Source organism: Candidimonas sp. SYP-B2681 (genome assembly GCF_003971065.1).
Lineage (GTDB): Bacteria > Pseudomonadota > Gammaproteobacteria > Burkholderiales > Burkholderiaceae_B > Pollutimonas.
The window spans coordinates 666,806-692,841 of record NZ_RYDV01000001.1 but is presented as its reverse complement, the minus strand read 5'-3'; the positions used below and the strand labels follow the sequence as shown (position 1 = coordinate 692,841).

The following is a 26,036-nucleotide window of genomic DNA, read 5'->3' as shown; positions in this document are numbered from 1 at the left end:
GTATGGGTACCGATTGGCTTTCCTTGCAGGAGACGTCTATGAAACGGGTACTGCGATTGATGTTTAGCGCTGTTTGGACTTGCTTCTTACTGCTTGCATTGCAACCGGCTTATGCGCAGACCAAACTAGATAATGCCCAGCTTGATCAATTGCTGGCGCCGATTGCCTTATACCCCGATGCCTTGCTGTCCCAGGTCCTTATGGCTGCCACCTATCCCGATGACATCGCCGCAGCGGCGGCATGGTCGGCTAGCCACACATCGCTGTCAGGCGATGCAGCCGCCAAGGCCGTGGAGGGCGAATCGTGGGATCCCAGCGTAAAGTCTCTAACCGCCTTTCCATCGGTAATCGACTTGCTTGGGCGGCAACCTAAATGGACCCAATCACTGGGCGATACTTTTTTGGCGCAGCCCGAGGATGTAATGAGTTCGGTACAACGGTTGCGAGCCCAAGCAAAAAAAGCAGGCAATCTGGAATCTGGCAAGCAACAGAAAGTGGTGACCGATACGAGCGGCAGTTCTACTATTGTGAAAATTGAGCCCACCGATCCACAGACCGTGTATGTCCCCGTATATGATTCCACTACCGTATATGGAGCTTGGCCTTACCAGGCGTATCCTCCCTACTACTACCCTGCTCCGCCGGGATCGGTATTCGCTACTTCACTGGTCGCCGGTGTCGGCTTCGGTCTGGCGGTGGGGGCTGTAAATTCCCTTTGGGGAGGGTTTAACTGGGGAAGCAACGATGTGGACATCAATGTTAATCGTTATAACAATATCAACGCCAACAACCGTATTAACAGCAACAACGCAAGAGCTAAATGGGAACATAACGCGGCCAACCGCGGGAGCACGCCTTATCGCGATCCCGCTGTTCGCACTAGAAACGAGACGCAACGCCAGGCCGGGTTGAACAACCGCTCTCCGAGCGTGCAGTCACGCGACGTTGCGCGCGATCGCGCCGCGCAGAGTGTTGAGCGGCAGACAGGCCAATCTACCCGAGGAACCGGGACAACAAGGCAACGGCAAGATGCTGGTGGGAGTCCCGGCGGTCGAAGCGACGCCAGATCGAATACGGGTACCAGCAATAACCGTAGCGCTGCCGATCGTCAAAATGCAGACAGGGTGGCAGCGCAGGACCGCTCGCGCGACATGAATCGAAGCTCCGCCGTCCGCGACGCGGGTAACGGCGAACAAGCACGCCAACAAAGTCGTCAAGGCCATACGGCTCAGACTCGCGCCAGCGGACCTTCCAGCGCCAGCCGCTCCTCCAGCGCCAGCCGGCCCTCCGGTGGCGGCGGCAGGGCTTCCGGCGGCGGCCGGGGTGGTAGTAGGAGGTAACAACCGTTTTTACTCATCCGGAGCCTGTCATGCCTTTGGTGAAGCTATTTACTCGTCTGCTGGTTATAGGCGCTCTATTGTCGTGTAGCCTGCCTGCCGCAGCGCAGGCGCGTTTCTCCACAGCTAAGGAGGCCACAGAAGCGCTCGTCGATGCTATCGCGACGAGTGATGACGACGCACTGGCACGCGTTTTAGGTAAAAACTACCGTACATATATCCCTCAACAAGGTGATCAGGACGATATTCGCGCCTTTTTGGGAGCTTGGTCCCAACAACGCCAAGTCATTACCGACGACGCGGGACGTGCATGGCTTGAAGTGGGGGCCACCCACTGGCGCTTGCCAATACCCGTCGTTCAGTCCGGCAATTCCTGGCGTTTTGATACCATTGCCGGCGGCGCGGAAATACGCCAGCGTCGAATAGGACGCAACGAACTGGGTGCGATCGAGACCTTACGTATGCTGGAGCGTGCTCAAAAAACCTATGCACAAAGCCAGGGACAGTACGCCCAGAGGATAGTCAGCCGTCCCGGTGCTAAAGATGGACTTTATTGGCCGACGAGCGACGGCGAATTTGCCAGCCCCTTGAATTCGGATGCCCTCGTCATGACCCCAGGTACGCCGGTCGACGCCTCTTATTTCGGCTATCGATTCAAGATAATACCTATGTCAGGCTCTTCAGGTTTCTCGATTATTGCGTGGCCGGCCGTTCACGGGGAAACGGGGGTACACACCTATATGTTGGGCGAGAATGCTGTCATACGGCAAAGCATTACGCGGGCGGGCGCACAGAGCGGCACCATACCGCAATCCGAATGGCACCCTTTGGATAGGCAATAAGCTGGGCTTTCTGATGAAGAACGTTCACTTGCTGAGGACCTTCCATTTACCGTCACTCTTGCAGAAAATGCCCTCGGTGGTGTTGAACGATTTTTGATGGCGGCTTTCAACGCGCGCTTTGCGGCAGCCGCTTCGAACTTGCGGGTCTTTTGTCGGCGTAATGCTGCCGCTGTTGCCTGCACTGGGGTTCTCCCATGTCACAGGCACGCCGTCTATGCCATTATCGAGCGCCTGATTCAAGGCCTTAGTCAGCAGATCCATATCGGCCTGTTTAAAGTGGCTAATGGGCAAGTCCTCCAGAAAACGAAGGTCGGCTTGCCCGTAAGCCGGCGAGGAAGCGGCAGCCAGAGAAACTATCATCATGGGTAACCATTTCATGTGCACTCTCCCGGAAAATTTAACTCGAAGTAGCGACCCCTTCTTCGGCATATCGGCGGTTATGCCTTTTACACCTTGGGCCTATGGCGTATACGTCGAGGCTGCAACAGCTTGTCCAAATGACACGGCTCACGGCGGAAGGTAAACCGTTTTATTAGAATAAGTTGACCATGGCAGTAGGCTTTTAGTTCAACATATTCAGGGTAAAAGTATGTGGGGTCAAAAAATGGTGTGTAAAGCCATTATTACGATCCTGAGCATACTGAGTCGGCCCCTGCTTATTATCAGCGAGGACATGGTGCAGTGGGGGCAAAGGGGCTGTTCCCCAACCAGTGGACCTGCGTCCAACAAGTGCCAGGTGAATTGGATGCAGCTGTGAAATATTTCCATACTAAAACGCGACGGTATAAACAACGTTGTAGCGCAATAATACCGTCGTATATCTTTGCATCAGGCCCAATGCTTGACTCTCAACCCAGCATCAGCGCGGCCGATGTAGGGAACCCGATAGGCGCCGACGCGAGCGCCCGGTCGCTTACTGCGGCCGTGTAATTGAGATGATCACCCCACGCTGGACCGCATACGGCGCCAAACGATTCGGCACCAAGCTATTGCCCGCTACTACCACGACATTGAAGGAAACGACCGACCCTCCCCTATTTGGTACACGCCATAAGCGGTTAGGGTGGTTTTGCAGCCGGATATCAAACCGTAATGTTTGTCAGGAAATGATCATGGGAATTGCACGCTTGATGTTCTTGGTTGCGCTCGCGTTGGCACTGGCGGCTTGCGCAAGTAGGCCGATTAACGTGCCTATTACGCAGGTCGATCCACAAAGCGGCTACCGTCCCTATCTTCTAATACCAAAGCGACAGAATAACGACCAATCTACGCTGATGATACTGTCATTCTCGGGTGGCGGAACCCGAGCCGCCGCCTTCTCTTACGGCATCCTGGAAGAATTGCGGCGAACCGAGGTCGTTGTCCAAGGTATGCGCCGCCGCTTGTTAGATGAAGTCGATATTGTTACCGGTGTATCGGGGGGAAGCTTCACTGCCCTAGCCTACGCCTTGTACGGCGAGCGATTGTTTTCAGAGTACGAATCACGTTTCCTCAAGCGGGATGTGGAGGGTGCGCTTATTGGCCGCCTTATCAACCCGCTTAATTGGTGGAGGTTTATAGGAAGCAGCGCCGGGCGCTCGGAGCTTGCTGCCGAATACTATGATGAAATCCTGTTTGAAGGCGCGACATTTGCCGACTTACTCGATAAGCAAGGGCCGGTTGCCCTGGCAACAGGAACCGATCTGTCGACCGGATCACGCCTGATCTTCTTTCAAAATGACTTTGATTTGCTCTGCTCCGATCTGAACAAAGTGCGCCTGTCGCGTGCCGCGGCAACCTCGTCGGCAGTCCCTGTCGTGCTGTCTCCGGTGACGTTCAATAACTATGGCGGAACCTGCAATTTCCAGTATCCCTTATGGGTAAAGGATGTTGCGAATCCCGAAACCCGGGCGCGTCCTTCTGGCCGAGCATACCAACGGTATCGTGAAATGCAAAACTTTCAGAACAGTAAAGAGCGTCCCTATATCCATTTGGTTGATGGCGGCGTTGCCGACAATATCGGAGTGCGCGCTGCGCTGGAGTTTCTCGAAGAGTTGGAAGCAAGTTCAGCTTACGCAGAGCAAGTCGGCTTTGGCGATATTCGACGCATCGTTTTGATGGTCGTGGACTCTCACTCGGCGCCAGCTTCTAATTGGGATAAAAAGGAAACGCCGCCTGGGTTTATTACCCAGATGTTGCAGTCCACGAATGTGCCGATCGAAAAATATTCCTTCGAAACGGTCGAGATCATGAAAGATATGGCTGAGGTCATGTTATGGAAGCGCCAACTGAAAGTAGCGCACGCCCGGCTCGCAGGCTTAAGTGAATCGAAAGCCGAAGCAAGTGTGCCGACACTCGCTCTCGAGGTAATCGCCGTAAGTTTCGACGAGATCCGTGATCCCGAAGAGCGCACCTATTATATGGAGCTGCCGACTAGTTTCGTGCTGTCTTCGGAAGAGATTGATAGGTTGCGCAATGTCGCTGGCGAGATCCTAAGGGAGTCTAAAGATTTCGAGGCGCTAATCCGTGGCTTTGATGCGAGCCCTAAAAAGTGGCTTACCGTGAGGCAATGAAAAACATTTCCACAGTGCAGACCATCGCTTTAACGCAAGAGAATGCACCAGCGTTGGCGAATTGGCACTATTCGCCAACGCGTCTGATAGCCAGTGAGTGCCCTATACCAAGGCAAGCTCGTTCGACAAAACTACTTCTTGGCAGGAGTTACTTGTATGGCGACCGCTTCAACGTACACGGCTTCGACCTGATTGCCCACCTTCATTTCTTTTAATTGTGCGGGATCTCTCACGACTAAGTCGACCGTGTGTTGGGCTCCCCGCAAAGTAACAGTTTGTGCCCGAGGATTGATCGCGACCACGTCCGCTATCATACGAACCGTTTTTTCGATGGACCCGCCAGGCTTCTGGCCAGGTTCGGAACGAACGGTGCTCATGGATTCGTCACGCTCTCGGATGCCAGTACTCGGGACCTTACGCAATTTTACTGCAACAGCTTGCGAATAGTTTAGTGTCACTACATCTCCGACCTTAAGCTGTTCAATGTTTCTTACATCTTCACCCAGGTTAAAAACAACTTCATAGCCCCGCGGTCCCACGACCGTGACGATGCGTTTTTTCGTGTCTATTGACTTTACTTTACCTTGTAATTGAACTGAATCACCGAGTTTGGCCTCGCCTGGCTTAGCGACATCGGTAGTAGTTCGTTGGGGGGTATTTTGCGCAAAAACGCTGAACGATGTGGCCAATACGCCCGCGCAAAGGACGACGGAAAAACGGTTCTTAGTCATTTGATGATCCTTGACTCAAAGAGTGGATAAAACAATGAGCGCTTACCTGCGCCAGAAGATTTACCTATAGCTAAACCAAATGTGGCGATAGGACAACTGCACGATATCGGCCTCAATCCCGGCGATGTCCTTTAAGAGGTCGTTGTTCGATGCTTGACGGCTCATATGTCGCGCATGAAGACGGCCTGTATCAAATCACTATTTGACGCTGTAGCCACGCCCCTCAAGACACGCGCTCCAGGCCTTGGCGAAGGCACTTTGATCGTTTTGTGTGGTCGCAGAGTTTTGATTACCCTGTGCAGCGTTGCTGCGTCGACTTTGCCCACGTGCGGCAACAGCGCCTGCCGCCGCACCCGCGCCGGCCTCGTCACCAACCACCTCGCCAACGACCGCCCCTCTGGCTGCCCCACGAACGCCAGCGCCGCGACTAACCCCTGTTGCGGTTTGGGGCGATTGCGGAGGGGGTTGTGAAGATGTTTGGGATGGATCGGAACCTGTTTGATTGACTGCCCAAGTGTGGCATTCCGACTCGTCGGTTTTCTGCTGCTGCGCAGACTGCCCCTTCGCTGGATAGACAAACTGCTGAGCGTAAGCGCTGGGAAGAAGCGTTATCCCAAACAAGACCGCTGAAATAGTTGATAACTTCATCTGCTTGCCTCTATATAGTATCGAATCAGTTAAGTCGCAGCACTATATGCAGGTAAAGCTTAAGCTTATTAATTGTCAACCAAAATGGCCAAAGCGATCAGCCCATCTCGGACTATTTTTAAGCGTAAATCTTTAGAAGATAGTGATGCTATGCTAACTAAATAACTACCAAGCGGCCGGTTAATTTGTGACACTATGTGCAACAAAAGGCGTAAGTACTGCGGTTCGACCGGTGCAGAAGGCGAGCGCTTCTATCGATATCGATGCATGCATTGTCCAGAGCGAACTGGCGGGTTAATAGACCCTGAATGTCGCAGTCACCACCACGATGCGTACGGCAATAACGATGTAAATGATAATTAGACCCAGTTTAAGAATTGTCGAATACCGCGTTTTGCCTAATCGATATATGCCATCCAGAAGGCTAAAAACGATCAGTATTAAAGCAATGCCAACAACTCCATAACCGAGCGAGCTTTGTAAGCTGGAGCCCACGAGCATTCCCACCGGCCTTTCCAATTGATAGCTACCGGCCGCCAGCAATACCGTACACATCAACAAGTTTCGGAGATGTTCGAAAACCAGTTTCATCTTGTCCTGCGCAATGAGGCTGTTTAGTGCTTTCAGCATAGGGCGCTCGCGATGACGATGGGCCTGAAGTAATGAGGGGTACTGGCGACCCTGGCAATGACGGCTCGAACCAAGATATCAACTTGGTCTGAGTCCGGTAGTGGGCACGCCACTGCCAAGCGATATTTAGCGACATCAAAGTATGGCTTGGAACTTTTTTGGGCGTTGCTTGTTTTTGCGAACGTTTTGTATTTTCGCTAGGTATCTGTCGACACCGGCTAAGAAGAACGGTCGATATCAATCGTCGGGCGCGAGTCAATGAAAAGTGTGGAGTGCAACACACGTTATCACGCAGTGCTCAAATCCAACGCCCTCGTTTTTCGCGACGGCCAGCGCCGTGACGTGGTAGTACAGGACTTCGTTCCAAGAAGACATTGTCCTGCCGAGGCAGGAGAGCGGGCACATTAGTTGCGGCGAGGCAAGCGACCGGCATGGTGATGGCGACAGGTGTCCGACCCGAGATAGGACAAACCGGTTCGTTGCTGGAACCTGCTCCGACAGGACCGGTACGCTGACACGCAGCGACATGTTTGCCCTGGTCGCATGCCTGTGGACATCGCTGCAGTCGAGCCGGTCACCATGGCCCGGCCCACTCACTCAGTGAAATAGAGGGGATCGACATGACGCTACCAGCCAATCTCAACGAGAGCGCGGACGTACAGATTGATTTCGACGATCTGCAACTGCTGGACGCCTACTGGCGGGCGGCGAACTACCTGTCTGTCGGACAGATTTATCTTCTGGACAATCCACTGCTCAAGCAACCGCTTACTCTCGAGCATGTTAAGCCCCGCTTGCTTGGCCACTGGGGAACGTCGCCCGGACTCAGTTTCATCTACGCTCACCTGAATCGGGTGATTAGGAAGTATGACGTCGACATGATCTATGTCTGCGGTCCAGGCCATGGCGGGCCCGCCATCGTTGCTAACACCTGGCTGGAACAAACTTACAGCGAGATCTATCCCGATGTGCCGCAGAACGAGGCTGGGATGAAGACCCTTTTTCGTCAGTTCTCGTTTCCAGGCGGAATTCCCAGCCATGTCGCCCCCAACGTTCCCGGCTCGATCAACGAAGGCGGGGAGCTGGGATATTCACTGAGCCACGCCTACGGTGCGGCCTTTGACAATCCTGATCTCATCGTTGCCTGCGTCGTAGGTGATGGAGAGGCGGAAACCGGGCCATTGTCTGCCTCGTGGCATTCGAACAAGTTCCTGAGCCCCCGCAATGATGGGGCGGTGCTTCCCATTCTTCACCTGAATGGCTACAAGATTGCCAACCCCACCATACTGGCCCGCATATCCCATGACGAGTTGTGCGACCTATTCAGGGGCTATGGCTACGATCCGATCTTCGTAGAAGGCAGCGACCCGCATGCCATGCATCGAGACATGGTGGCCGCTCTGGATCAATGTCTGGCACGTATCCGTAGCATACAACGGGATGCGCGCCATGGTGGCGCGAGCGCCCTACCCGCATGGCCCATGATCATATTGCGCAGCCCCAAGGGCTGGACGGGGCCGAAATGCGTGGACGGACTTAAAACTGAAGATTTCTGGCGATCTCACCAGGTACCCTTAGCAAATTTCGCCAAGGGCGACGGTCACTTGCGGCAATTGGAGCAATGGCTCCGAAGCTATCGACCCGAGGAGCTTTTCGACCACTCCGGATGTCTGCGGCCTGAACTGCGCGAATTGGCGCCCAAAGGAATCCGGCGCATGAGCGCTAATCCGCACGCCAACGGAGGCCTGCTGCATAAACCGTTAGTACTGCCGGAACTGGAAGACTATGCCTTGAAGGTGTCGTCACCTGGCGAAGCTACAGCCGAATCGACGCGGATCATGGGAAACTACCTTGCCGGTGTGGTGCGGGCCAATGCGTCCGAGCAGAACTTCAGGTTAGTGGGGCCGGACGAAACCGTGTCGAACCGGCTCGACGCGGTAATTGCCGAAAGCTCACGCGCCTGGATGGCCAAGATGCTGCCCGAAGACACTGGCCTGAGCCCTGACGGCCGCGTACTCGAGATTTTGTCAGAAACTACGTGCCAGGGATGGTTGGAGGGCTATCTCCTTACGGGGCGCCATGGTCTTTTCTCGTGCTACGAGGCTTTCATCCACATCGTTGATTCCATGTTCAATCAGCATGCGAAATGGCTCGATGCCTGCAGTGAACTGCCCTGGCGAAAACCGATTGCTTCATTGAATTACCTGCTGACCAGCCATGTATGGCGACAGGACCATAACGGTTTCAGCCATCAGGATCCCGGGTTCATCGACGTGGTGGCCAACAAGAAATACAGCATTGTAAGGGTGTATCTGCCGCCGGACGTCAACACACTGCTGTGGACCACCCGACACATCCTGGGCACGTGGAATAGAGTCAATGTTGTGGTTGCCGGAAAACAGCCGTCCATTCAGTGGCTGTCCCTTGATGCTGCGCGTGTGCATTGCGAAGCAGGTTTGGGAAAGTGGGAGTGGGCCTCCAATGACGGCGAAGAAACACCCGATGCGGTCCTTGTCTGCGCGGGCGACATCCCAACGCTCGAAGTTCTGGCAGCAGTAAGCATTCTTCGCGAGCATCTTCCAAAGCTGAAGGTCCGCGTGGTCAACGTGGTCGACCTTATGGCGCTCCTGCCGGCTGAGGTGCACCCACACGGCTTGTCCAGCGACCGCTTCGATGCATTGTTCACGACAAACCGTCCCGTCGTGTTTGCCTACCATGGTTACCCCTGGACGATCCACCGCCTGACATACCGCAGCGCAAACCACGCAAACATCCACGTTCGAGGCTACCAAGAGGAAGGTACCACCACGACGCCCTTTGACATGACCGTGCTGAACCGCCTGGATCGGTTCCATCTAGTGTGCGATGTCCTCAACTATGTTCCCGACCTCGGCGCTCAGGCAGAAACCTTGTGTAAAGTCATGCATGAAAAGCTTAAAGAACACTCGCGCTATATTCGACGGTGCGGTGAAGACATGCCCGAGGTCCGTGACTGGAAGTGGCGGGCGCCGAAATAGGAAGGCAAGTCAATCGACGTCGATTGTGCCAACATAAACTCAAACTGCGTCGAAGCCAACAGTAGCGCAAGTAGCGTCGTGGATTTGCGCGTTCACGCCAGAAATCCAGGAGAAACTCAGTGCGACTCAAAGGTTTGAATGGAGCGATAAAAACGGGGTTCAATTGGCTCCGACGTCGTGAGCTGAAAGTTCTTATCGGCGTGGCCGCCATCTCTGCCGCTATCTGGATTTTCTTGTCGATTGCAGATGAGGTCTTTGAAAACGATACGCGAGCCATCGACGAGATGATCTTATTGTTACTGCGTAATCCGAACGATTATTCAGATCCGCTGGGGCCGGGCTGGCTGGAAGAGATGGGTCGCGATTTCACGGCCCTTGGTAGTGTTGGCGTGCTGAGCATTCTGACTCTGGGAATCTGCGTCTACTTATTTTTGATCAACCGGGCACGTGCAGCCTTATTTACGCTGGCAGCCATCGCTACTGGGTGGCTCGTCAGCAACTTACTGAAGCTGGCTTACGACAGGCCACGGCCTGACTTGTTCCCTCACGAATCGATCCTGTATACCGCAAGCTTTCCGAGCGGCCACGCGATGATGTCGGCAGTCACCTATCTTACACTCGCAGCCTTATTGACTCGTGCCGTGGCTTCTTGGCGACTACGGTCTTTTTTCCTTATCTACGCCCTATTTCTCACCATATTAGTAGGCGCGAGCCGTGTCTATCTGGGTGTCCATTGGCCGACTGACGTTGTTGCTGGATGGACCATGGGCGCTGCTTGGGCGGGGCTATGTTGGCTAACCGAACGGTGGCTACAACAGCGAGGCATTGTCGAACCGGCGCCACTTATGGATGAAAGTTCGCGATAACGGAACGGTCTGCTACTGCCCCACTGCTGCAGGTTATACTCGGTGCACTACCACTTTGATTCACAGGCATGCGACGATTTATCGTCATCTTCATACTGCTATTGTTCCCTGTTCAGCTTTTAGCTGCATCTATAGTCGACCCGAGTCCAACGCTCAGCGAACCACATCATGTCGGTACGAACAAAAGCGACACGGCGAAAGGCGACCAGACTGCAAACGGCCTGCCCGTGCATGCAGACCCATCCAGCCCCTTGCAGGTGCCTGCAGACACAGGAGATCTGGTCGATATTGAAATCGTTCAATGTCTTCGATGTGATCCACCAGTTTTCATTGCCGCCCGCTACATCCTGGTCGCGTTTCCCGCCGTATTTCTTTCACTCTTAAAGCCGCCGCTTATCTGAGCGCCATGGCACAGACACGGCTGATTGATTTCGGCGCGCCATTTGAATTCGCCAGCGTCGTGTTCATCCTGCGGCACGACGGCGCACTCTCTTTAGATACTCTTACTAGGTTTTATATGGAATGGCTTTTAGACCCCAATATTTGGGTGGGTCTGCTGACTCTTGTAGTACTGGAAATCGTACTTGGAATCGATAATCTCATTTTTATTGCCATTTTGGCCGATAAATTGCCACCGCATCAACGTGACAAGGCAAGAATGATCGGTTTAACGCTGGCTTTGTTGATGCGGCTAGGTTTACTGACGATAGTTTCGTGGCTGGTCACGCTAACAGAGCCGTTGTTCTCTGTGGGACATTTTTCATTTTCCGGCCGGGATCTGATCCTGCTCCTCGGGGGCGTATTCCTTTTGGTGAAGGCCACTACTGAACTACATGAGCGGCTGGAAGGCACGACTCACCAACACAGTAGCTCGAAAGCTTATGCTAGCTTCGCCGTCGTGGTGACCCAAATTGTGGTCCTTGATGCGGTCTTTTCGCTGGACGCCGTAATAACGGCTGTTGGTATGGTCGACGAGCTTCCCGTCATGATGGCGGCGGTGGTTATATCGATGGGTATGATGATGTGGGCCTCCAAACCCTTGACGCGCTTTGTTAACGCGCACCCTACCGTCGTCGTGTTGTGCCTAAGCTTCTTATTGATGATTGGGTTGAGCCTTAGTGCAGAAGGTCTGGGGTTCAAAATCCCTAAAGGCTATCTCTATGCCGCGATTGGATTTTCCATCGTGATTGAGTTCTTTAACCAAGTGGCGCGCCGGAGTCTGTTGAGAAATGAAGCTCGTGTTCCCCTGCGAGATCGCACTGCGGAGGCAGTATTGCGCATGCTCGGGAACAAGAAGCCTTCCGAGCGAGAAGAGATGGCCACTGAAGCCAATGCGGAACTTGATGAATCTGCCTTCGGCGCTGAAGAGCGCAGCATGGTGAGTGGCGTGTTAACGCTAGCCGAGCGGTCGATTCGGTCCGTTATGACGCCAAGGTCGGAAATTTCCTGGATTGATCTGGGCGATGATATCGAGACGATACAGCGCCATTTGCGAGAAACGCCTCATAGCTTCTTTCCCGTCTGCCGGGGGCAACTCGACAACATATTGGGCGTGGCGCGCGCTAAAGATCTCATGGCCGACATGATGGATGGCCGGGACCCCAGCAACTTGTCGAGCCTGCGCCAGCCCATTATCGTCCATGAACTAACGGGTGTTTTAAGTGCCATGGATACCCTCAAGAAATCGCAGGGTCAATTGGTCTTGGTTACCGACGAGTATGGCACTATCCAGGGGCTACTTACCCCAATCGACATCCTGGAAGCGATCGCGGGAGAATTTCCAGACGAAGACGAGCATCCGGCGATTCAGTCGATAAAGCCGGGACATTGGCGAATCGACGGTGCAACGGACCTTCGGTATCTGGCTCAAGTCTTGGAAACCGATGCAGTGCTGGTCAATGGCGAAGACTTTGCTTCTATTGCGGGCCTGCTTCTAGATCGATTTGGCACATTGCCCGAGGTGGGCGCGGCGATCGAACTGGATGGTTTGCGTTTCGAAGTGCTGGAAATCAGCAACCGCCGTATTGCCTCGCTCGATGTGAAGCGTCTGGACGGTCGCGCGCCCTCCTCCGCTTAGGACCAAAGCGCACTATGAAACAGGTATGGCTACAGCCATGCCAGTTCGCCGCATCAAGCTAGCAGCGATAGGTGACAATCGACCTTATTGCACCACTATACTGAACATCGATGCGATAGAAATGGCGGTTTACCGCTGGTCAGTCCAGTAACTCGACGAGTTGCATTGCAGCTTTTAAATCGGCAGGTCCAGAATGAGCGCGCATATTATCAACCGGCTGCGCAATGTCACAGCATTCCTGCTGAGTCGGGTGGTGAATGTGCGTGCGCACGAACTACGACCAATGCTGCTGGGCGCGAGCTGGTTTTTTTGTCTTTTATCGGGCTATTACCTATTGCGTCCCCTGCGAGACGCTCTCGGCTTGCTCAGCGGAACGGGCGAACTCCAATGGCTCTTTACCGCTACCTTTCTGGTCATGCTTGCGATAGTGCCCTTATTTGGTACGTTGGTTAGCCGACTTTCGCCGCGTCAGTTTGTACCGCTGGCTTATCGTTTTTTTATCGTCACCATCCTCATCTTTAGCGCTTTGCTTGGGACAGACGTCAAAACCGCCTGGACTGCTCGCATTTTTTTTGTCTGGATCAGCGTTTTTAATCTCTTTGTTGTCAGCGTTTTTTGGAGCGTCCTTGCAGATTGCTTCAGCAATGCTCAAGGGCGACGCCTATTCGGTTTCATAGCCGCAGGAGGGACCGCCGGTGGTCTTATCGGCCCAGCCATTGCTGCGTCGGTCGTCACGACTTTGGGCCCGGTTGTACTCACGTTGTGCGCGGCACTGTTGCTTGAGGTCGCATTACAGTGCTTTCACGGTCTTTATCCCAAGCCAGGTCAAACGATAGCAACGATTGAGGGCGAGATCGAAGACGTTACTGCCCGTGGCAATAGCACGCCAATTGGTGGCGGCGTGCTCGGCGGTCTCCTCCTTATTGTGCAGTCGCCGTATCTTCTGGGGATTTGTGCTTATCTTCTTCTGCATTCCGCCGCGTCCACCTTCTTGTATTTTGAACAGGGCCGCATCGTCACGGAAACATTCCAGGACACGGCCGAGCGCGCGCGTTTTTTTGCGATGGTCGATTTTGGTGTTTCAGTCTTTACGCTCGGCGTACAGTTGTTCGCCACGGGCCGTTTGATGCCTCGGTTCGGCGTAGGCGTTGCACTGATCGTTTTGCCGTTTATAACCGCAATGTCGTTCGGTATGGTGGCGATCTGGCCCACGGTTGGCGTGCTCGCCATAGCACAAATCGCTCGGCGTACGCTTGACTATTCGATTGCCCGCCCCGCGCGGGAGGTGTTGTTTACCGTGCTCGATCGCGAGAAAAAATACAAGGCCAAGAACGCTATTGATACCGTTGTTTATCGCGGCGGCGATGCGGTAAGCGGATGGATATCTTCCGCACTTACCGCGCTGGGTATAGGTTTTGCCGGTATTACGCTGCTGTGTATTCCGCTGATTGGTTTATGGGCCGCTCTTTCTTTATGGTTGTCGCGGAATCAAGAAAGACAACACAAATTTTCGCAGGAAGAAACCAGCACAGTAAAAATCTAGGCATATCGTGGAGAAACGTATGTTCGAAACGTCGTTAGCGTCTAGTACGGCCATGACCCGAGCGCAGTTCTTGCGTACTTGCGCACAACTTGCGGTCGCCGGAATGCTTTCAAACTCTGGGCTAGCGGCATCGAGAACGGCCACGGCAATGGCTACCCGCCCAATTCCGTCCACCGGAGAGCCATTGCCTGTGGTGGGCTGCGGGACATATCGCGGTTTCGATTACGCACCGGGCAGCGACGAATACGCGCGTCTTGGGCGGGTGGTCTACGCTCTTCTAGAAGCCGGCGGAAAAGTGATCGATACCGCTGCTATCTACGGTCGTGCCGAACGCAGTGTGGGGGAAGTGCTTCAAGAGGGCAATTTGCGCCGTCAAATTTTTCTCGCAAGCAAAGTCTGGTCCACGGGCCGCGAGGCGGGCGTACAGCAAATGGAGCGATCGTTGAAAGACCTAATGACGGACAAGTTGGATCTTATGCAAGTGCATAACCTTATTGACGTGAAGACTCAGCTCGCCACTCTGCATGATTGGAAAGCCAATGGGCGCACACGATATATTGGCATTACGCACTACGATACTTCGGCTCATGACGAAGTTGAAAAAGTCCTACGATCCGTACCGGTCGACTTTTTGCAGATTAATTATTCCGCAGAGGAGCCTGACGCCGCCAAGCGCCTCTTGCCGCTTGCCGCGGACCTTGGTGTTGCTGTGATCATCAACAGGCCGTTTGGCGGTGGAGGTTTGATGCGTCGATTACGGGACAAACCTATACCCGTCTGGGCAGGAGAAATCGGCTGCGGTAGCTGGGCGCAAATTTTAATCAAGTTTGTGTTGAGTCAATCTGCTGTCAACTGTGTAATTCCGGGTACTGGCAAGCCGGAACACATGATGGACAATGCAATCGCCGGCCAAGGGCCATTTCCAGACCCGAGTTTCTGGACGAAGCGGGCGACGATAATCGCCTAGGGCCTTAGGCGAAAAAAGTCGTTCTTTCCCCTGCTTTTATTATGCCCTGCTGGCTTTCCAGCTTGCCGTGCGTGGCCCTTCTATTTTGCCGCTCATGGTTTTCCCATTGACATTGCCGGTGTAGCGTACCCCTTTGACGGTAAAGCTGATGTTATTGCCAAGCAGGCGTCCTTCTGAAATAGGGAGCGCGCCGAGGGTGCCACTCACCGTCTGGTATTCCTGATTAAGCTTTAACACCTGACCCCCGACGCGCCATGAGCCTTCTACTTTTGCGGGCACGATCCACAGCAGCGCTGTACACCAATGCCTGCAGTTTTCAGTAATGGTCACGGTCTCGTCTGGTTTCCAATCGCCCATCGTGAACGAATTGGAAACAATACGAGTTCCAGGCTGCAGATCCAAGAGCCGCGGGCGCAGCTTGATGTTAAGCGATGGCAGCAAAAACATGGTAATGACCTGTGCCTGGGAAAGGTCCGTCTCAAATAAATCTGCGGTGGCGAACGTGGCCTTATCGGCCACCCCAGCCTTGGCCGCATTCTCTCGGGATAGAGCAACCAGATCAGGGTTGTACTCGATTCCATGTGCTCGTATACCACGCCGGGCTGCGGTGATAACGGTTCTGCCATCACCCGATCCTAAATCAATCAAATAGTCGTTCGGGGCCGCTTTGGCAATATCCAGCATCTTTTCAACAAGACTCTGCGGCGTAGGAACCCAGATGACGTCTTTGCCCTCCTGGCCCTCATTGGGCTGGTATGTAGCGGTAGCGGGCTGCGCCATAATGGGCATTGAAATGATTAGCCCGAACAGGAAAGCAAGAAGCCTGCTTCTTGAGGCGCCGTACCGTATATACGTTATTGGCGCTGGCAGGCTTGCCGCGGTTTCAAATGATGTATGCATAATGGTCTTCTTGTTGAATGGTGGGGAAAAATCTGCGCCCAATTTGTTGCCCGCTTCCGCTCACATGCTCCATAATCCATAAACCCTTCCAACCGCGTTGTACAGTCATACCGTCAGCACTGCTCTAACCAAAATTGGGGCTTGCAGCATGACAAAGAAACCGCTGTCTAAGTTTAGAAGCGCAGCAACTTGTATGCCAATGGGGAAAATGCATGACTACTGATGCCGCCAGCGAAATTCCCACGCCTAAACCACAAAAAGGAAACCTGACAGTCCTGGATGGCGTTGCAGTATTGGTCGGCGTCGTCATAGGCATCGGAATTTTCGGATTCCCTCCGTTGGTAGCCCAATACACTGATTCTCCGGCTGTCTATATGGGGTTATGGGCCGCAGGTGGCCTGATCATGCTGGCCGGGGCACTTTGCTATGCCGAACTAGGTTCCGCCTATCCATCTGCTGGCGGCGAATACCACTATTTAAGCCGAGCATGGGGCTTACGAATCGGGCTGCTTTTTGCGTGGGCTCGTTGCACTGTCATCCAGACAGGGGCCATCGCAGCAGTGGCCTTCATCTATGGCGATTACGCCCAGCAGTTGGTCGGTCTTGGGATCCATGGGAGTTCGATTCACGCTGCATTGGGCGTAATGGTAATGACCGCGCTCAACATCCGGGGAACACGCGAATCAAAACAGATGCAATTGATATTCACGACCCTGACCGTGGCTGCCCTAGGTGCAGTCGTGCTGGCAGGTCTGTGGGCAGACACCGAGCCGCTTGTGGTGACACCAGTTCAGAACACGGCTAATGCAGGTTGGCTTGGCGGGCTTGGGATGGGTATGGTGTTCGTCTTACTGACCTACGGCGGTTGGAACGAAACGGCGTATTTATCTTCCGAAATGCGTAATCCCGCGAGGGATTTGCGGCGCGTGCTAGTGGTAGGCTGTCTTATCGTCACTGTTGTTTATTTACTGATAAACCTTACGTTCCTTGAGCTATTCGGAATACAAGGCTTGCGCCAAAGTCAGGCGATCGGCGCCGACGTGATGCGCTTGACGGCAGGCCCTTACGCAGCCGTTGCCCTTAGCATCCTAATTTGCTGTACTGCAATCAGCACTATCAATGGCACCATCATGACGGGCGCCCGGGTGTATTACGCCCTAGGTCGAGATCTGCCCTGCCTACGAGCGCTAGGAGTATGGAGCGCGCGCGGGCAGACACCGGTGCGAGCTTTACTACTCCAATGCGCCATCACACTGGCGCTGATCTTGTTCGGTGCCCTTTCCGACAATGGCGTGCAGGCAATGGTCGCCTATACAGCCCCCGTGTTTTGGCTGTTTATGATGTTGGTGGCGTTGTCGGTGTGGCGTCTGCGCCGAATCGATCCTGGACATGTGCGTCCGTTTAAAACGCCTCTGTACCCGTTCACACCGGTGCTATTCGCATTGACCTGTGCAGGCCTAATGTGGGCAAGCACGCTCTACGCAGGTGCGTGGGCGATTGTGGGGTTGCTGGTGCTTCTGGTTGGGATCCCAGCCATTGCCTTCGCCCAGCGCGTGGGTATCTCGCCATCGCCATAGCGAACGCAACACGTTTCTTATCTTTTTTCGCCAGCCGCTTGCCGCTTTTTGCACGTGTTGAGCCGGGGTCAGCGACAGCGAAATTTTACTTGCTGGCCGGGATCGCACCGTGCTATCACACATTCTTAAGCGGCGAGAATTCGATGGAATAGGCACACATGAAGGAGCGCACCATGAGACCCCCTCTATTTTTGAGTATCTACGGCAACGTCAATGGTTTCCTTTCTATCGTAGTTTTATGGCTTGGCCTCGCTCTTGCAGGTATTGCAGGGGTAAGCCACGCAGAGGCGGTTGTTGATCCGCATGCGTCAGCAAACGACTTTGTGCAGAGCATTGGGAATAATGCGCTGAATGCTGTTCGACAGGATTCGGCCGCGAAACAGGGGGACCTTCGCAGGATCAATGAACTGGTTGATCACTATCTGCTGCCTTACGTCAATTTTGAAAAAACGACTCGATTGGCTGCGGGCCCCCATTGGCGAAAAGCGACACCACAACAGCGCAAGGATCTCGTTGCGGCATTCAGAGGGACTTTGCTCCGCACTTATGGTGGAGCACTGGCAGATGTTGACCAGATCGATCGCTTGCAGACTTTGCCGTTCCGCGGTGATCCGAATGCGAACGACGTCGTAGTGCGTTCCACGTTTATACGGCGCAATGGCCCGGCAGTTGCCGTGGACTACCGATTGGAGAAAACATCGGAAGGATGGAAAATTTACGACGTCAACGTTGAAGGAATTTGGTTGATCCAGACATACCGAAATCAATTTACCCAGCAAATCAATCAAAGTGGCATCGACGGGCTAATCGCCACGTTAAACGAAAAAAATCAATAGCTACCAGCGTTTACCGGTAGTTCCGGCCTTGATCTTTTAGGGTCGGAAGTGTTTTTGTCTGTTGGGAGGCACGTCACTTGCTGGATGAAACTTCATGACAGCAAACTTGCAGAGTGCTTTAGACATAGGCTGGAACGACGCGTCTCGTCAAATCCTGCTTCACCAATATGGCGAAGTGCGAGCGCACAGCCTTGAGCGCGCAGCGCCTTTATCCGCAGAAGACCAGTGTGTGCAATCGATGCCAGATGTTAGCCCGACAAAATGGCACCTTGCACATACGACATGGTTCTTCGAGGCGATGTTATTGCGTCCGTTCCTGCCGGCTTATCAGCCGTTCGATGAGCACTACTTTTACCTGTTCAATTCGTATTACGAAGCCCTAGGTCCGCGTCATCCGCGTCCGCAGCGCGGCTTGCTGACACGGCCCTCATTGGACGACATTCACGAGTATCGCGCTTACGTCGATGCGGCGATGCGGGTGTTAATCGAAAATTGTGATGAAAAACAATGGCACCAGATTTTTTCATTAGGGCAGTTAGGCTTGCATCATGAACAACAGCATCAAGAGTTGATGCTAACGGATATCCTGCATGTTCTTTGGTGCAATCCCCTACATCCCGCATACCAGACGGGCGATATTGCTCATTTGTTGATACCTGCTCGGGCGAGTGCGGCCCCTGCGATCAAGTGGCAACAGTATCCGGGGGGGGTGATCTTAATAGGCCATGATGCCCAGGCTCTGGACGAATTTGCTTTCGACAACGAGACTCCGCGCCATGAGGTGTTATTGCGGCCTTATCAACTTGCAGATCGGTTGGTAACTTGCGGTGAATTCGCCGAATTCATCGAGGACGGCGGTTATCGCCGGCCTTCCTTGTGGCTCTCCGATGGGTGGGCGGCGGTACAGTCCCAGGGCTTGCAGTCTCCCGAGTATTGGATAGAAGACGAAGGCCCTGGTGCCAGCCCCCACTGGCAGGTATTCGGACTCCACGGTCTGCAGGCAATGGTTCCCTCGGCACCCGTTACGAATATCAGCTTCTACGAGGCGGCCGCCTATGCGGAATGGGCTGGCGCGCGATTGCCCACTGAGTTCGAATGGGAGAACTCTGCGACGGACATGCGCATGAGGCAAATGGCAGGCTATGCGTGGCAGTGGACCCGATCTTCCTATGATCCTTATCCCGGTTTTCGTCCTTCCGCTGGAGCCGTAGGAGAATACAACGGCAAATTTATGGTCGGGCAACTGGTTTTGCGAGGAAGTAGTTACGCCACCCCGGCGGGCCATACTCGACCGAGCTACAGAAATTTCTTCCCACCCAACGCGCGCTGGCAGTTTTCGGGTCTGCGCTTGGCTAGCGATCTTAAATGATGACAGTAAAAAGTTTAGCTCGAACTGCTTTGGCCTTCACCGCCGAGTTGGAGAACTCAGCTCTTATTGATAATTTTGGGAATGACCTGATGTCGGCCCTGGCGATAAGGCCTCGCTGTTTATCCCCGAAATACTTCTATGATGAAACAGGTTCTGCCCTGTTCGACCGTATTTGCGAGTTGAAAGAATACTACCCCACGCGAACTGAAATTTCCTTGCTTACAAAGCACGCACGCGACATTGCCAAACAGATCGGTCGTCGCGCGGAAATAGTGGAGTTTGGTGCGGGGTCGATGCAAAAAATACGCATTCTACTGGATGCGATACGCGCGCCTGCCCGGTATCTACCGGTTGATATTTCTGGAGCCCATCTTGCCGCATCGGCTCGCGCGCTGCAACGCATTTATCCGAAATTGCCGGTTATGCCTGTGGTGGCAGATTATACCGGCGCCCTGAGCCTGCCCGACATGGCGGTTAACGCAGCGAGACGTATCGGGTTTTTCCCCGGCTCAACAATAGGAAACTTAAGTCCCTTAGAAGCATTGGCATTCTTGAAGAAAGCTGCCAAAGTGTTACAGGGCGGAGCTTTGCTAATTGGCGTTGATCTTGTAAAGGACCCTTCGCTATTACATGCTGCCTACAACGACTCTAAAGGCGTTACGGCCTCTTTTAATCTTAATTTGCTGGTTCGCGCCAACCGAGAACTATGTGCAAACTTTGATATTGAGCAGTTCTATCACAGCGCCTTTTATAATGCTCCGGCACAGCGCATCGAAATGCATCTAATGAGCCGATGCGCTCAACAAGTGCGTGTCGGCGATCAGTACTTCGTCTTCACCGAAGGTGAAACCATACATACTGAAAATTCGTATAAATTCACCATCGCCGGTCTTCAAGCGCTTGCGAAAAAGGCCGGGTTCCAGCCAGCCACAGTGTGGACAGATGACGACAACAGGTTCAGTCTGCATTGGCTTGAGGCGCCGGCTTTATAACCTTGTTTCTTTGCTCGTGCCCTATTCTGGTTTGCTGCACACGACGCAATTACTTCGGCCGGCTAGTTTAGCCTTGTGCAGAGCCTCGCCTGCACTATGCAACAAGGTTGGCATATCCAGTCCGTCTTGGGGATAGCGCGAAACCCCGATGCTCATACCTAAAACAATGTCGAGACCTTCCAACTGGAATGGCATGGCCATCTGGCCCGAAATTTTCTGCGCCACGATCAGCGCAGTATCCGCTTGATCAATTCTGGGGATCAGAACGGCGAATGTATCGCTTTCGATCCGCGCGACCGTGTCGGATGCTCGGACAGTCACACTTAGCCGTTCGGCAAAAAGAGTCAACAGCTGATCGCCCACCTCATAACCGTAAGTATCATTTATGGAAGTAAAGAAATCCAGACCGATCGACAGCAAGGCAATGTTGTCACCATTGCGTTCGGCAAGTAAAAGCGCCCTGTTGCCTCGTTCGACGAGCAGTGCCCGGTTTGCCAGGCCGGTAAGTGGATCATGCAGAGCAGACTTTTCAAGGCGTTCTTCGTACATGCGGCGTGCTTGCAGAAACTGCCCTACATCGTTGCTGATAGCGTTAAATACGTTGTGCGCGTTTCTGTCGAGCTCATTGATCGATGTACGGAAAAGTTCGATCACCCCGTATATCGTCCCACCGCAACAAAGCGGAAATGCCATGGCGTTTCGCAATTGCAGGGCAAGCGCCGCTTCTCGTGACGAGAAGCGGCAGTCTTTACGGAGATCGTCTATCCATACAAGCGCTGCGGAATCCAGGACAGCACCTGGCAATCCGCGGTCCTCATTGAAAGACGCGCTGCGGCTTTCGTCCACGAAGTCAGAAACGTCGAGAGATTGCTTATGCCATTCGCATTGATAACTTGGAAACCCATCATTGACAATCCAGGCGATGCCTATGTCCCAGCCGCCGCTGCTGGCGATTTTGTTTAAGACCTCTGAGAGCGCCGCTTGGATGTTTCCCGAACGTGCCAGAATAGTAGCGATTTCGTATTGAAGCTTAAGAACCAGAGTGCTATCGGCCTGAATCGAGGCGACAATATTTCGAGCCGGGGCCATTGCTATTCCATGCCTCATTGTAGTTGCGTCATATGCTTGCACCGTGTGTCCGGGCGCAAGGATTCTTGGCATCGCGTTCTACCAGCGCTTGCCAGTTCAGTTCTGAATTATATGTCCAGATGTCATTAGTTGTTTCACGCCGGCTTAATGATGAAGAATTTTTGATAAGAACTGCTGCGCGCGTTCGGTTCGTGCCTCAGGATCGCCAAAAAACTCTTCGCTGCTGGTGTCTTCAACGATGGCACCAAGGTCCATAAATATGACCCGATCGGCAACCTTTCGGGCGAAGCCCATTTCGTGGGTCACTACCATCATGGTCATGCCTTCGCTGGCCAAGTCTACGATGACGTCTAGTACCTCGTTAACCATTTCGGGGTCGAGGGCGGATGTGGGCTCGTCAAACAGCATCGCGATCGGATCCATGGCCAATGCCCGGGCAATCGCCACGCGTTGCTGTTGTCCTCCCGATAGCTGGCTTGGAAATCGATCCTGATAGGCCTGTAGCCCCACTCTCTTGAGCAAAGCCGTCGCTCGCGCAACGGCCTCGGATGGGCCGCGCCCTAGTACCTTGACCTGCGCCAATACCAAATTCTGCGTCACGGACAGATGAGGGAAAAGCTCGAAACTCTGGAACACCATACCAATGCGTGCACGTAGTTGAGGCAGGTTAGTGTCCCTGGCGCCGACGGAAATTCCGTCGACGATGATCTCGCCTTCTTGAAATGGTTCAAGTCCGTTCACCGTCTTTATCAGGGTTGATTTGCCGGATCCCGAGGGGCCGCATACCACCACGACCTCGCCTTTCGAAACCGACATGGTGCAGTCGTTCAATACTTGCGTCGGCCCATACCATTTGCTGACGTGCTTGATGTCTATCATTGGTGCCCCTGCCGTTTGGTCCTGTGTCCGGGTGGCTCTGCGCATGCATCGCCTGCTGCGATGTTGCAGAGCCATAACTTTGATCGAGCGCCAATGAAGCAGTTTTATTGCGCGCCGGTTATATGCCTTTCAGTTATATGCACGTAGCCGATAAGTCTTATGTTCTTGCCCCCGCCGCTGTTAATGTATCGGTTTAACTTAGCAAGAGCAAAAATGTTTGTATCAATAAAAAAGATTCGTCGCTACGTTCTGCAGATATCGAGCGCCGCAGTGCTTGGGTCTGCTTCACTGGTGTCCAATATCAGCGTTGCCGCTGAATGGCCCGAAAGACCCATTACTTTGCTCATGGGCTTTCCAGCGGGTTCAGGGGTAGACGTTATTGCTCGTGGCATTCAAGGGCCGCTCGAAAAAGCGCTGGGTGTGCCGGTTGTGATCGATTATCGGTCTGGCGCAGGCGGTAACCTGGCCTCTGGGCTGGTGGCCCGAGCCAAGCCTGATGGCTATACGATCTTGCTCGGTACAGCGGCGACTCATGGAATTAATCCAGCAATCTACAACTCCCTGCCTTTTGATGTCGAGAAGGACTTCACCCCTATTGCACCACTTATCGATGTCTCCAACGTCCTGACTATCAATCCGAATGTGATCAACGTCAGCTCGGTAGCCGAGTTTATTTCCGAGGTAAAAGCCAATCCAGGAAAATACTACTTTGCCTCGACGGGGGTGGGCACTGGCGTTCAATTGGCCTTTGAAGAGTTCAATGCGCGTGCCGGCCTGAAGATGGTGCACGTGCCGTACAAAGGCGGACCGGAAGCATTGCAGTCTGTCGTGAAAGGCGAGACTTGCTGCATCTTTAATCAGGTGCAAACGGTATTGGGGCAATACAAGGCCGGAACGGTACGGTTGCTGGGCGTATCTACCGCCGAGCGGATTGACGTGGTCAAAGAGGTCCCGACCATCGCCGAGTCGGGCCTCCCTGGGTTTGACAGCTTCATTTGGTTTGGTCTGTTCGGACCCAAGGATATGGATCCTGCCGTCGTCAACAAAATAAACGCTGCAGCGACTCAGGCTTTGCAATTACCCGAAGTGGCAGACCGACTTACTGCAACGGGCAACAGGATTCACACGTCGTCACCCGAAAAGTTCCGTGAAACAGTGCATCAAAATCGTCTGAAATGGGCTGAGGTCGTGAAAGCTGCAGGTGTAACGCTCCAGTAATTGATAACGGCCGTAGTGACTCCAAGGCCCCCTTGCTGACACCAGAGGGGTGTTTTGGTAGCGCGTGATCTAACAACTTGAGTTAAGGGCGGACGCTACGGCTACACGCATTCGCCGCTTAGTCCATCTATGAAGTGTCCAGAAGGTTGATAACGATCAAGAATCGAAGTGTCTCTCTGCATTTATCGTTCAATACGCGATATAGTTATCCTCAGGTCGACGTTCGCGTTTTCTTTTTGTCGTTTCAATCCCGGGAGATCCATTATGTTAGCTAAAGTCACGCTTGCAGCGTTGTTGTCAGTCATGAGCCTACCTGCTCTGGCCGCCAATTGTGAAGCCACAATCGAGGCCAACGACGCAATGCAGTTCAACACCAAGGAAATGACGATAGACAAAAGCTGCACCAAATACACGGTACATCTCAAGCACACCGGAAAACTCCCTAAGGCTGCCATGGGACACAATTGGGTCCTTACTAAAACGGCAGACAAGCAAGGTGTTGCCACTGATGGCATGTCCGCAGGGTTGGACAAGGACTATGTCAAACCTGACGACGCGCGGGTCATTGCCCACACCAAAGTCATCGGCGGGGGTGAAACTGACTCCGTTACGTTTGATACGTCAAAGCTCGCCGCTGGCGAAGACTACACTTTCTTTTGCTCGTTCCCGGGACACTGGGCCGTCATGACAGGTGCTCTTAAACTTGGCAGTTAAGTATCCATGGGCACGCGGGTACATCAGTACCTTCGTGCCAGCTTGTATGCTATTTGATGCTAAAAACGGTGGTGAATTCCGGCCATCACGCGGGTAGTTGTACCCTGCCCCTGCACAATCTGATCGTCAAGGGAATATCGGCTGGCGAGCCCTGCCGCGGCATATAGACGGGTTCGGGGGCTAAGCGTAAATACATAACCCAATGTTGCCACCTGCCCATTCTCAGCTTTTTCCCCATTTCCCCAAGACCAGTCAGGCTTGACCAGCGACCACTGGGCCAGCAAAGTTCCTCTGGCACTAAGCGGAATGGCAACGCCGAGCAGAAAAGCATCCAGGCGACCGCCGTTCGCGAACTCTGGCGCTCCGAGACCGAGGCCTAGATCACCTGGGTCGCCGCCATTCAGCCCGACATAGCCATTCTTTTGCCGGCTCCAGGCAAGCGATAGTCTTGCAATTTCGAAATCGTACGATACGCCTAGCTGCCATGCTTCAGGGTTATGGGGATCAGTCAGTACGCTGTCGGACAGAATGGTTTTATCCCAGGTAATGGCCACGATCGTCGGACCACGTTCGTATTTCAGCGCTGCGCTGTAGGCGGGCGACCTACTTCCGCTGGTCTGGTCGTCGGTGACATCAAAACTATGGCTTGCTCCAAACCGCAGTCCTCCCCACTTTGGAGTCAGATAGCTGATTGCATTGTCTATTGAATAGGGCTCGGATGCGAGGAAAGTGGCTTCCATTCCCATCGCCTTCCACGATGCTATTTCAAGATCCTCGGAAAACTCTTGAGCGACGGTGTGTTGGCGGCCTAAACGTATTTCGCCAAACCGTTCGCTTGCAAGACCTAGCCATGCTGTCCTGCTAAAAAAGTACTTGTTGTCGTCGAGGTCGCCTATACGGTTGTCAATCTCGGTTTCGAGCTGAAAGACTGCTGCCCACCCATCCGATACCATTTCCCTACCCCTGAACCCAAGCACCGAGTCCTCTAATCCGCCAGAGATAAGGCCTGTTAGTTTTTGTCTCGTCCCGTCCGGATCATGCACGCGGGTCGAGCTGAACCCTGAGTCTATAGCGCCATAAAGATTCAGGCCTGAGTCGTCGGAATACGGTTCACCTGCATAGGTGGTGCAAGAACTTGTAATTAAGGCAATGACGCATAAAAATCTGGCATTCATGGTTATGGCCGTAAGCTAAAGCTCGGAGTAGGTCAAGCTGCCCGTCCCACATCGCTGGCTTCTATTTTGCGGTATCC

General features: G+C 53.5%; 23 protein-coding genes. 15 read left to right on the top strand and 8 right to left on the bottom strand.

What is annotated here, in order from left to right:
• Positions 1-38 precede the first annotated feature (38 nt).
• Entirely contained in the window at positions 39-1,340 is a 1,302-nt protein-coding gene (locus tag EKL30_RS03300; protein ID WP_370246210.1) for a DUF3300 domain-containing protein, read from the top strand.
• A 29-nt stretch (positions 1,341-1,369) separates the two neighbouring features.
• Positions 1,370-2,179: a DUF2950 family protein gene (locus EKL30_RS03295; protein WP_126705737.1), complete on the top strand. Its 810-nt coding sequence runs from the start codon at positions 1,370-1,372 to the stop codon at positions 2,177-2,179.
• A 24-nt stretch (positions 2,180-2,203) separates the two neighbouring features.
• Here EKL30_RS03295 and EKL30_RS03290 read toward each other — a convergent pair whose 3' ends face one another.
• The gene (locus EKL30_RS03290; protein ID WP_126705736.1) at positions 2,204-2,557 is read right to left on the bottom strand and encodes an RT0821/Lpp0805 family surface protein; all 354 of its coding nucleotides are present in this window, start codon (positions 2,555-2,557) and stop codon (positions 2,204-2,206) included.
• A gap of 734 nt (positions 2,558-3,291) precedes the next feature.
• Between EKL30_RS03290 and EKL30_RS03285 the strand changes: the two genes are divergently transcribed.
• A complete protein-coding gene (locus EKL30_RS03285) occupies positions 3,292-4,731 on the top strand; it encodes a patatin-like phospholipase family protein (RefSeq protein WP_158618379.1) in 1,440 nt (479 codons plus the stop codon).
• 131 nt (positions 4,732-4,862) lie between these two features.
• Here the strand turns inward: EKL30_RS03285 and EKL30_RS03280 are convergent, their stop codons facing one another.
• The 3 genes from EKL30_RS03280 to EKL30_RS03270 all read right to left on the bottom strand — a co-directional run bounded on the left by EKL30_RS03280 (position 4,863) and on the right by EKL30_RS03270 (position 6,740).
• On the bottom strand, positions 4,863-5,462 hold the full coding sequence (locus tag EKL30_RS03280) for a hypothetical protein (protein ID WP_126705734.1): 600 nt from the start codon (positions 5,460-5,462) through the stop codon (positions 4,863-4,865).
• Positions 5,463-5,660: 198 nt separating this feature from the next.
• Positions 5,661-6,110 (bottom strand): hypothetical protein, encoded by a 450-nt coding sequence (locus tag EKL30_RS03275; protein WP_126705733.1) that lies wholly within the window; start codon positions 6,108-6,110, stop codon positions 5,661-5,663.
• Between the two features lie 294 nt (positions 6,111-6,404).
• Entirely contained in the window at positions 6,405-6,740 is a 336-nt protein-coding gene (locus tag EKL30_RS03270; protein WP_126705732.1) for a hypothetical protein, read from the bottom strand.
• 620 nt (positions 6,741-7,360) lie between these two features.
• Between EKL30_RS03270 and EKL30_RS03265 the strand changes: the two genes are divergently transcribed.
• The 6 genes from EKL30_RS03265 (at position 7,361) to EKL30_RS03240 (ending at position 15,210) form a co-directional block, all read left to right on the top strand.
• The gene (locus EKL30_RS03265; RefSeq protein WP_126705731.1) at positions 7,361-9,757 is read left to right on the top strand and encodes a phosphoketolase; all 2,397 of its coding nucleotides are present in this window, start codon (positions 7,361-7,363) and stop codon (positions 9,755-9,757) included.
• A 119-nt stretch (positions 9,758-9,876) separates the two neighbouring features.
• Entirely contained in the window at positions 9,877-10,623 is a 747-nt protein-coding gene (locus EKL30_RS03260; protein WP_126705730.1) for a phosphatase PAP2 family protein, read from the top strand.
• A gap of 68 nt (positions 10,624-10,691) precedes the next feature.
• Positions 10,692-11,024 carry a hypothetical protein gene (locus EKL30_RS03255; RefSeq protein ID WP_126705729.1) on the top strand — a complete coding sequence of 111 codons (333 nt, stop codon included), beginning with the start codon at positions 10,692-10,694 and terminating at the stop codon, positions 11,022-11,024.
• 116 nt (positions 11,025-11,140) lie between these two features.
• Positions 11,141-12,700, top strand: coding sequence for a TerC family protein (locus tag EKL30_RS03250; RefSeq protein ID WP_126705728.1), 1,560 nt, complete (start codon positions 11,141-11,143; stop codon positions 12,698-12,700).
• Positions 12,701-12,893: 193 nt separating this feature from the next.
• Positions 12,894-14,243, top strand: a complete 1,350-nt coding sequence (locus tag EKL30_RS03245; protein WP_199748460.1) for an NTP/NDP exchange transporter — start codon at positions 12,894-12,896, stop codon at positions 14,241-14,243.
• 52 nt (positions 14,244-14,295) lie between these two features.
• Positions 14,296-15,210: an aldo/keto reductase gene (locus EKL30_RS03240; RefSeq protein WP_126706014.1), complete on the top strand. Its 915-nt coding sequence runs from the start codon at positions 14,296-14,298 to the stop codon at positions 15,208-15,210.
• Between the two features lie 39 nt (positions 15,211-15,249).
• Here EKL30_RS03240 and EKL30_RS03235 read toward each other — a convergent pair whose 3' ends face one another.
• Positions 15,250-16,110: a cyclopropane-fatty-acyl-phospholipid synthase family protein gene (locus EKL30_RS03235; protein ID WP_126705727.1), complete on the bottom strand. Its 861-nt coding sequence runs from the start codon at positions 16,108-16,110 to the stop codon at positions 15,250-15,252.
• Between the two features lie 212 nt (positions 16,111-16,322).
• Between EKL30_RS03235 and EKL30_RS03230 the strand changes: the two genes are divergently transcribed.
• The 4 genes from EKL30_RS03230 (at position 16,323) to egtD (ending at position 20,884) form a co-directional block, all read left to right on the top strand.
• Positions 16,323-17,687: an APC family permease gene (locus EKL30_RS03230; RefSeq protein ID WP_126705726.1), complete on the top strand. Its 1,365-nt coding sequence runs from the start codon at positions 16,323-16,325 to the stop codon at positions 17,685-17,687.
• A 173-nt stretch (positions 17,688-17,860) separates the two neighbouring features.
• Complete coding sequence (locus tag EKL30_RS03225; protein WP_126705725.1) at positions 17,861-18,523, top strand: phospholipid-binding protein MlaC; 663 nt, start codon at positions 17,861-17,863, stop codon at positions 18,521-18,523.
• 94 nt (positions 18,524-18,617) lie between these two features.
• Entirely contained in the window at positions 18,618-19,892 is a 1,275-nt protein-coding gene (gene egtB, locus EKL30_RS03220) for an ergothioneine biosynthesis protein EgtB (protein WP_126705724.1), read from the top strand.
• Positions 19,889-20,884, top strand: a complete 996-nt coding sequence (gene egtD, locus EKL30_RS03215; protein WP_255414654.1) for an L-histidine N(alpha)-methyltransferase — start codon at positions 19,889-19,891, stop codon at positions 20,882-20,884. The genes egtB and egtD overlap by 4 nt, the downstream gene beginning before the upstream one ends.
• A 21-nt stretch (positions 20,885-20,905) precedes the next feature.
• On the opposite strand, the gene EKL30_RS03210 is transcribed toward egtD, so the two are convergent.
• Entirely contained in the window at positions 20,906-21,973 is a 1,068-nt protein-coding gene (locus EKL30_RS03210; protein WP_158618378.1) for a sensor domain-containing diguanylate cyclase, read from the bottom strand.
• A 144-nt stretch (positions 21,974-22,117) separates the two neighbouring features.
• Positions 22,118-22,852, bottom strand: a complete 735-nt coding sequence (locus EKL30_RS03205; RefSeq protein WP_126705722.1) for an amino acid ABC transporter ATP-binding protein — start codon at positions 22,850-22,852, stop codon at positions 22,118-22,120.
• A 213-nt stretch (positions 22,853-23,065) separates the two neighbouring features.
• Here EKL30_RS03205 and EKL30_RS03200 point away from each other — a divergent pair, with 213 nt between their 5' ends.
• The gene (locus tag EKL30_RS03200; RefSeq protein ID WP_126705721.1) at positions 23,066-24,070 is read left to right on the top strand and encodes a tripartite tricarboxylate transporter substrate binding protein; all 1,005 of its coding nucleotides are present in this window, start codon (positions 23,066-23,068) and stop codon (positions 24,068-24,070) included.
• A 264-nt stretch (positions 24,071-24,334) separates the two neighbouring features.
• Positions 24,335-24,784 carry an azurin gene (gene azu / locus EKL30_RS03195; protein ID WP_126705720.1) on the top strand — a complete coding sequence of 150 codons (450 nt, stop codon included), beginning with the start codon at positions 24,335-24,337 and terminating at the stop codon, positions 24,782-24,784.
• Between the two features lie 59 nt (positions 24,785-24,843).
• Here azu and EKL30_RS03190 read toward each other — a convergent pair whose 3' ends face one another.
• The gene (locus tag EKL30_RS03190) at positions 24,844-25,959 is read right to left on the bottom strand and encodes a porin (protein WP_126705719.1); all 1,116 of its coding nucleotides are present in this window, start codon (positions 25,957-25,959) and stop codon (positions 24,844-24,846) included.
• Between the last annotated feature and the right edge of the window lie 77 nt (positions 25,960-26,036).

Coding starts and splice junctions, on each gene's coding strand:
- EKL30_RS03280 (WP_126705734.1), bottom strand. CDS start 5,462: ATGACTAAGAACCGTTTTTCCGTCGTCCTTTGCGCGGGCGTATTGGCC.
- egtB (WP_126705724.1), top strand. CDS start 18,618: ATGACAGCAAACTTGCAGAGTGCTTTAGACATAGGCTGGAACGACGCG.
- EKL30_RS03255 (WP_126705729.1), top strand. CDS start 10,692: ATGCGACGATTTATCGTCATCTTCATACTGCTATTGTTCCCTGTTCAG.
- EKL30_RS03285 (WP_158618379.1), top strand. CDS start 3,292: ATGGGAATTGCACGCTTGATGTTCTTGGTTGCGCTCGCGTTGGCACTG.
- EKL30_RS03235 (WP_126705727.1), bottom strand. CDS start 16,110: ATGCATACATCATTTGAAACCGCGGCAAGCCTGCCAGCGCCAATAACG.
- EKL30_RS03205 (WP_126705722.1), bottom strand. CDS start 22,852: ATGATAGACATCAAGCACGTCAGCAAATGGTATGGGCCGACGCAAGTA.
- EKL30_RS03290 (WP_126705736.1), bottom strand. CDS start 2,557: ATGAAATGGTTACCCATGATGATAGTTTCTCTGGCTGCCGCTTCCTCG.
- EKL30_RS03270 (WP_126705732.1), bottom strand. CDS start 6,740: ATGCTGAAAGCACTAAACAGCCTCATTGCGCAGGACAAGATGAAACTG.
- EKL30_RS03300 (WP_370246210.1), top strand. CDS start 39: ATGAAACGGGTACTGCGATTGATGTTTAGCGCTGTTTGGACTTGCTTC.
- azu (WP_126705720.1), top strand. CDS start 24,335: ATGTTAGCTAAAGTCACGCTTGCAGCGTTGTTGTCAGTCATGAGCCTA.
- EKL30_RS03265 (WP_126705731.1), top strand. CDS start 7,361: ATGACGCTACCAGCCAATCTCAACGAGAGCGCGGACGTACAGATTGAT.
- EKL30_RS03230 (WP_126705726.1), top strand. CDS start 16,323: ATGACTACTGATGCCGCCAGCGAAATTCCCACGCCTAAACCACAAAAA.
- EKL30_RS03200 (WP_126705721.1), top strand. CDS start 23,066: ATGTTTGTATCAATAAAAAAGATTCGTCGCTACGTTCTGCAGATATCG.
- EKL30_RS03295 (WP_126705737.1), top strand. CDS start 1,370: ATGCCTTTGGTGAAGCTATTTACTCGTCTGCTGGTTATAGGCGCTCTA.
- EKL30_RS03275 (WP_126705733.1), bottom strand. CDS start 6,110: ATGAAGTTATCAACTATTTCAGCGGTCTTGTTTGGGATAACGCTTCTT.
- EKL30_RS03190 (WP_126705719.1), bottom strand. CDS start 25,959: ATGAATGCCAGATTTTTATGCGTCATTGCCTTAATTACAAGTTCTTGC.
- EKL30_RS03240 (WP_126706014.1), top strand. CDS start 14,296: ATGACCCGAGCGCAGTTCTTGCGTACTTGCGCACAACTTGCGGTCGCC.
- egtD (WP_255414654.1), top strand. CDS start 19,889: ATGATGACAGTAAAAAGTTTAGCTCGAACTGCTTTGGCCTTCACCGCC.
- EKL30_RS03250 (WP_126705728.1), top strand. CDS start 11,141: ATGGAATGGCTTTTAGACCCCAATATTTGGGTGGGTCTGCTGACTCTT.
- EKL30_RS03210 (WP_158618378.1), bottom strand. CDS start 21,973: ATGGCCCCGGCTCGAAATATTGTCGCCTCGATTCAGGCCGATAGCACT.
- EKL30_RS03245 (WP_199748460.1), top strand. CDS start 12,894: ATGAGCGCGCATATTATCAACCGGCTGCGCAATGTCACAGCATTCCTG.
- EKL30_RS03225 (WP_126705725.1), top strand. CDS start 17,861: ATGAGACCCCCTCTATTTTTGAGTATCTACGGCAACGTCAATGGTTTC.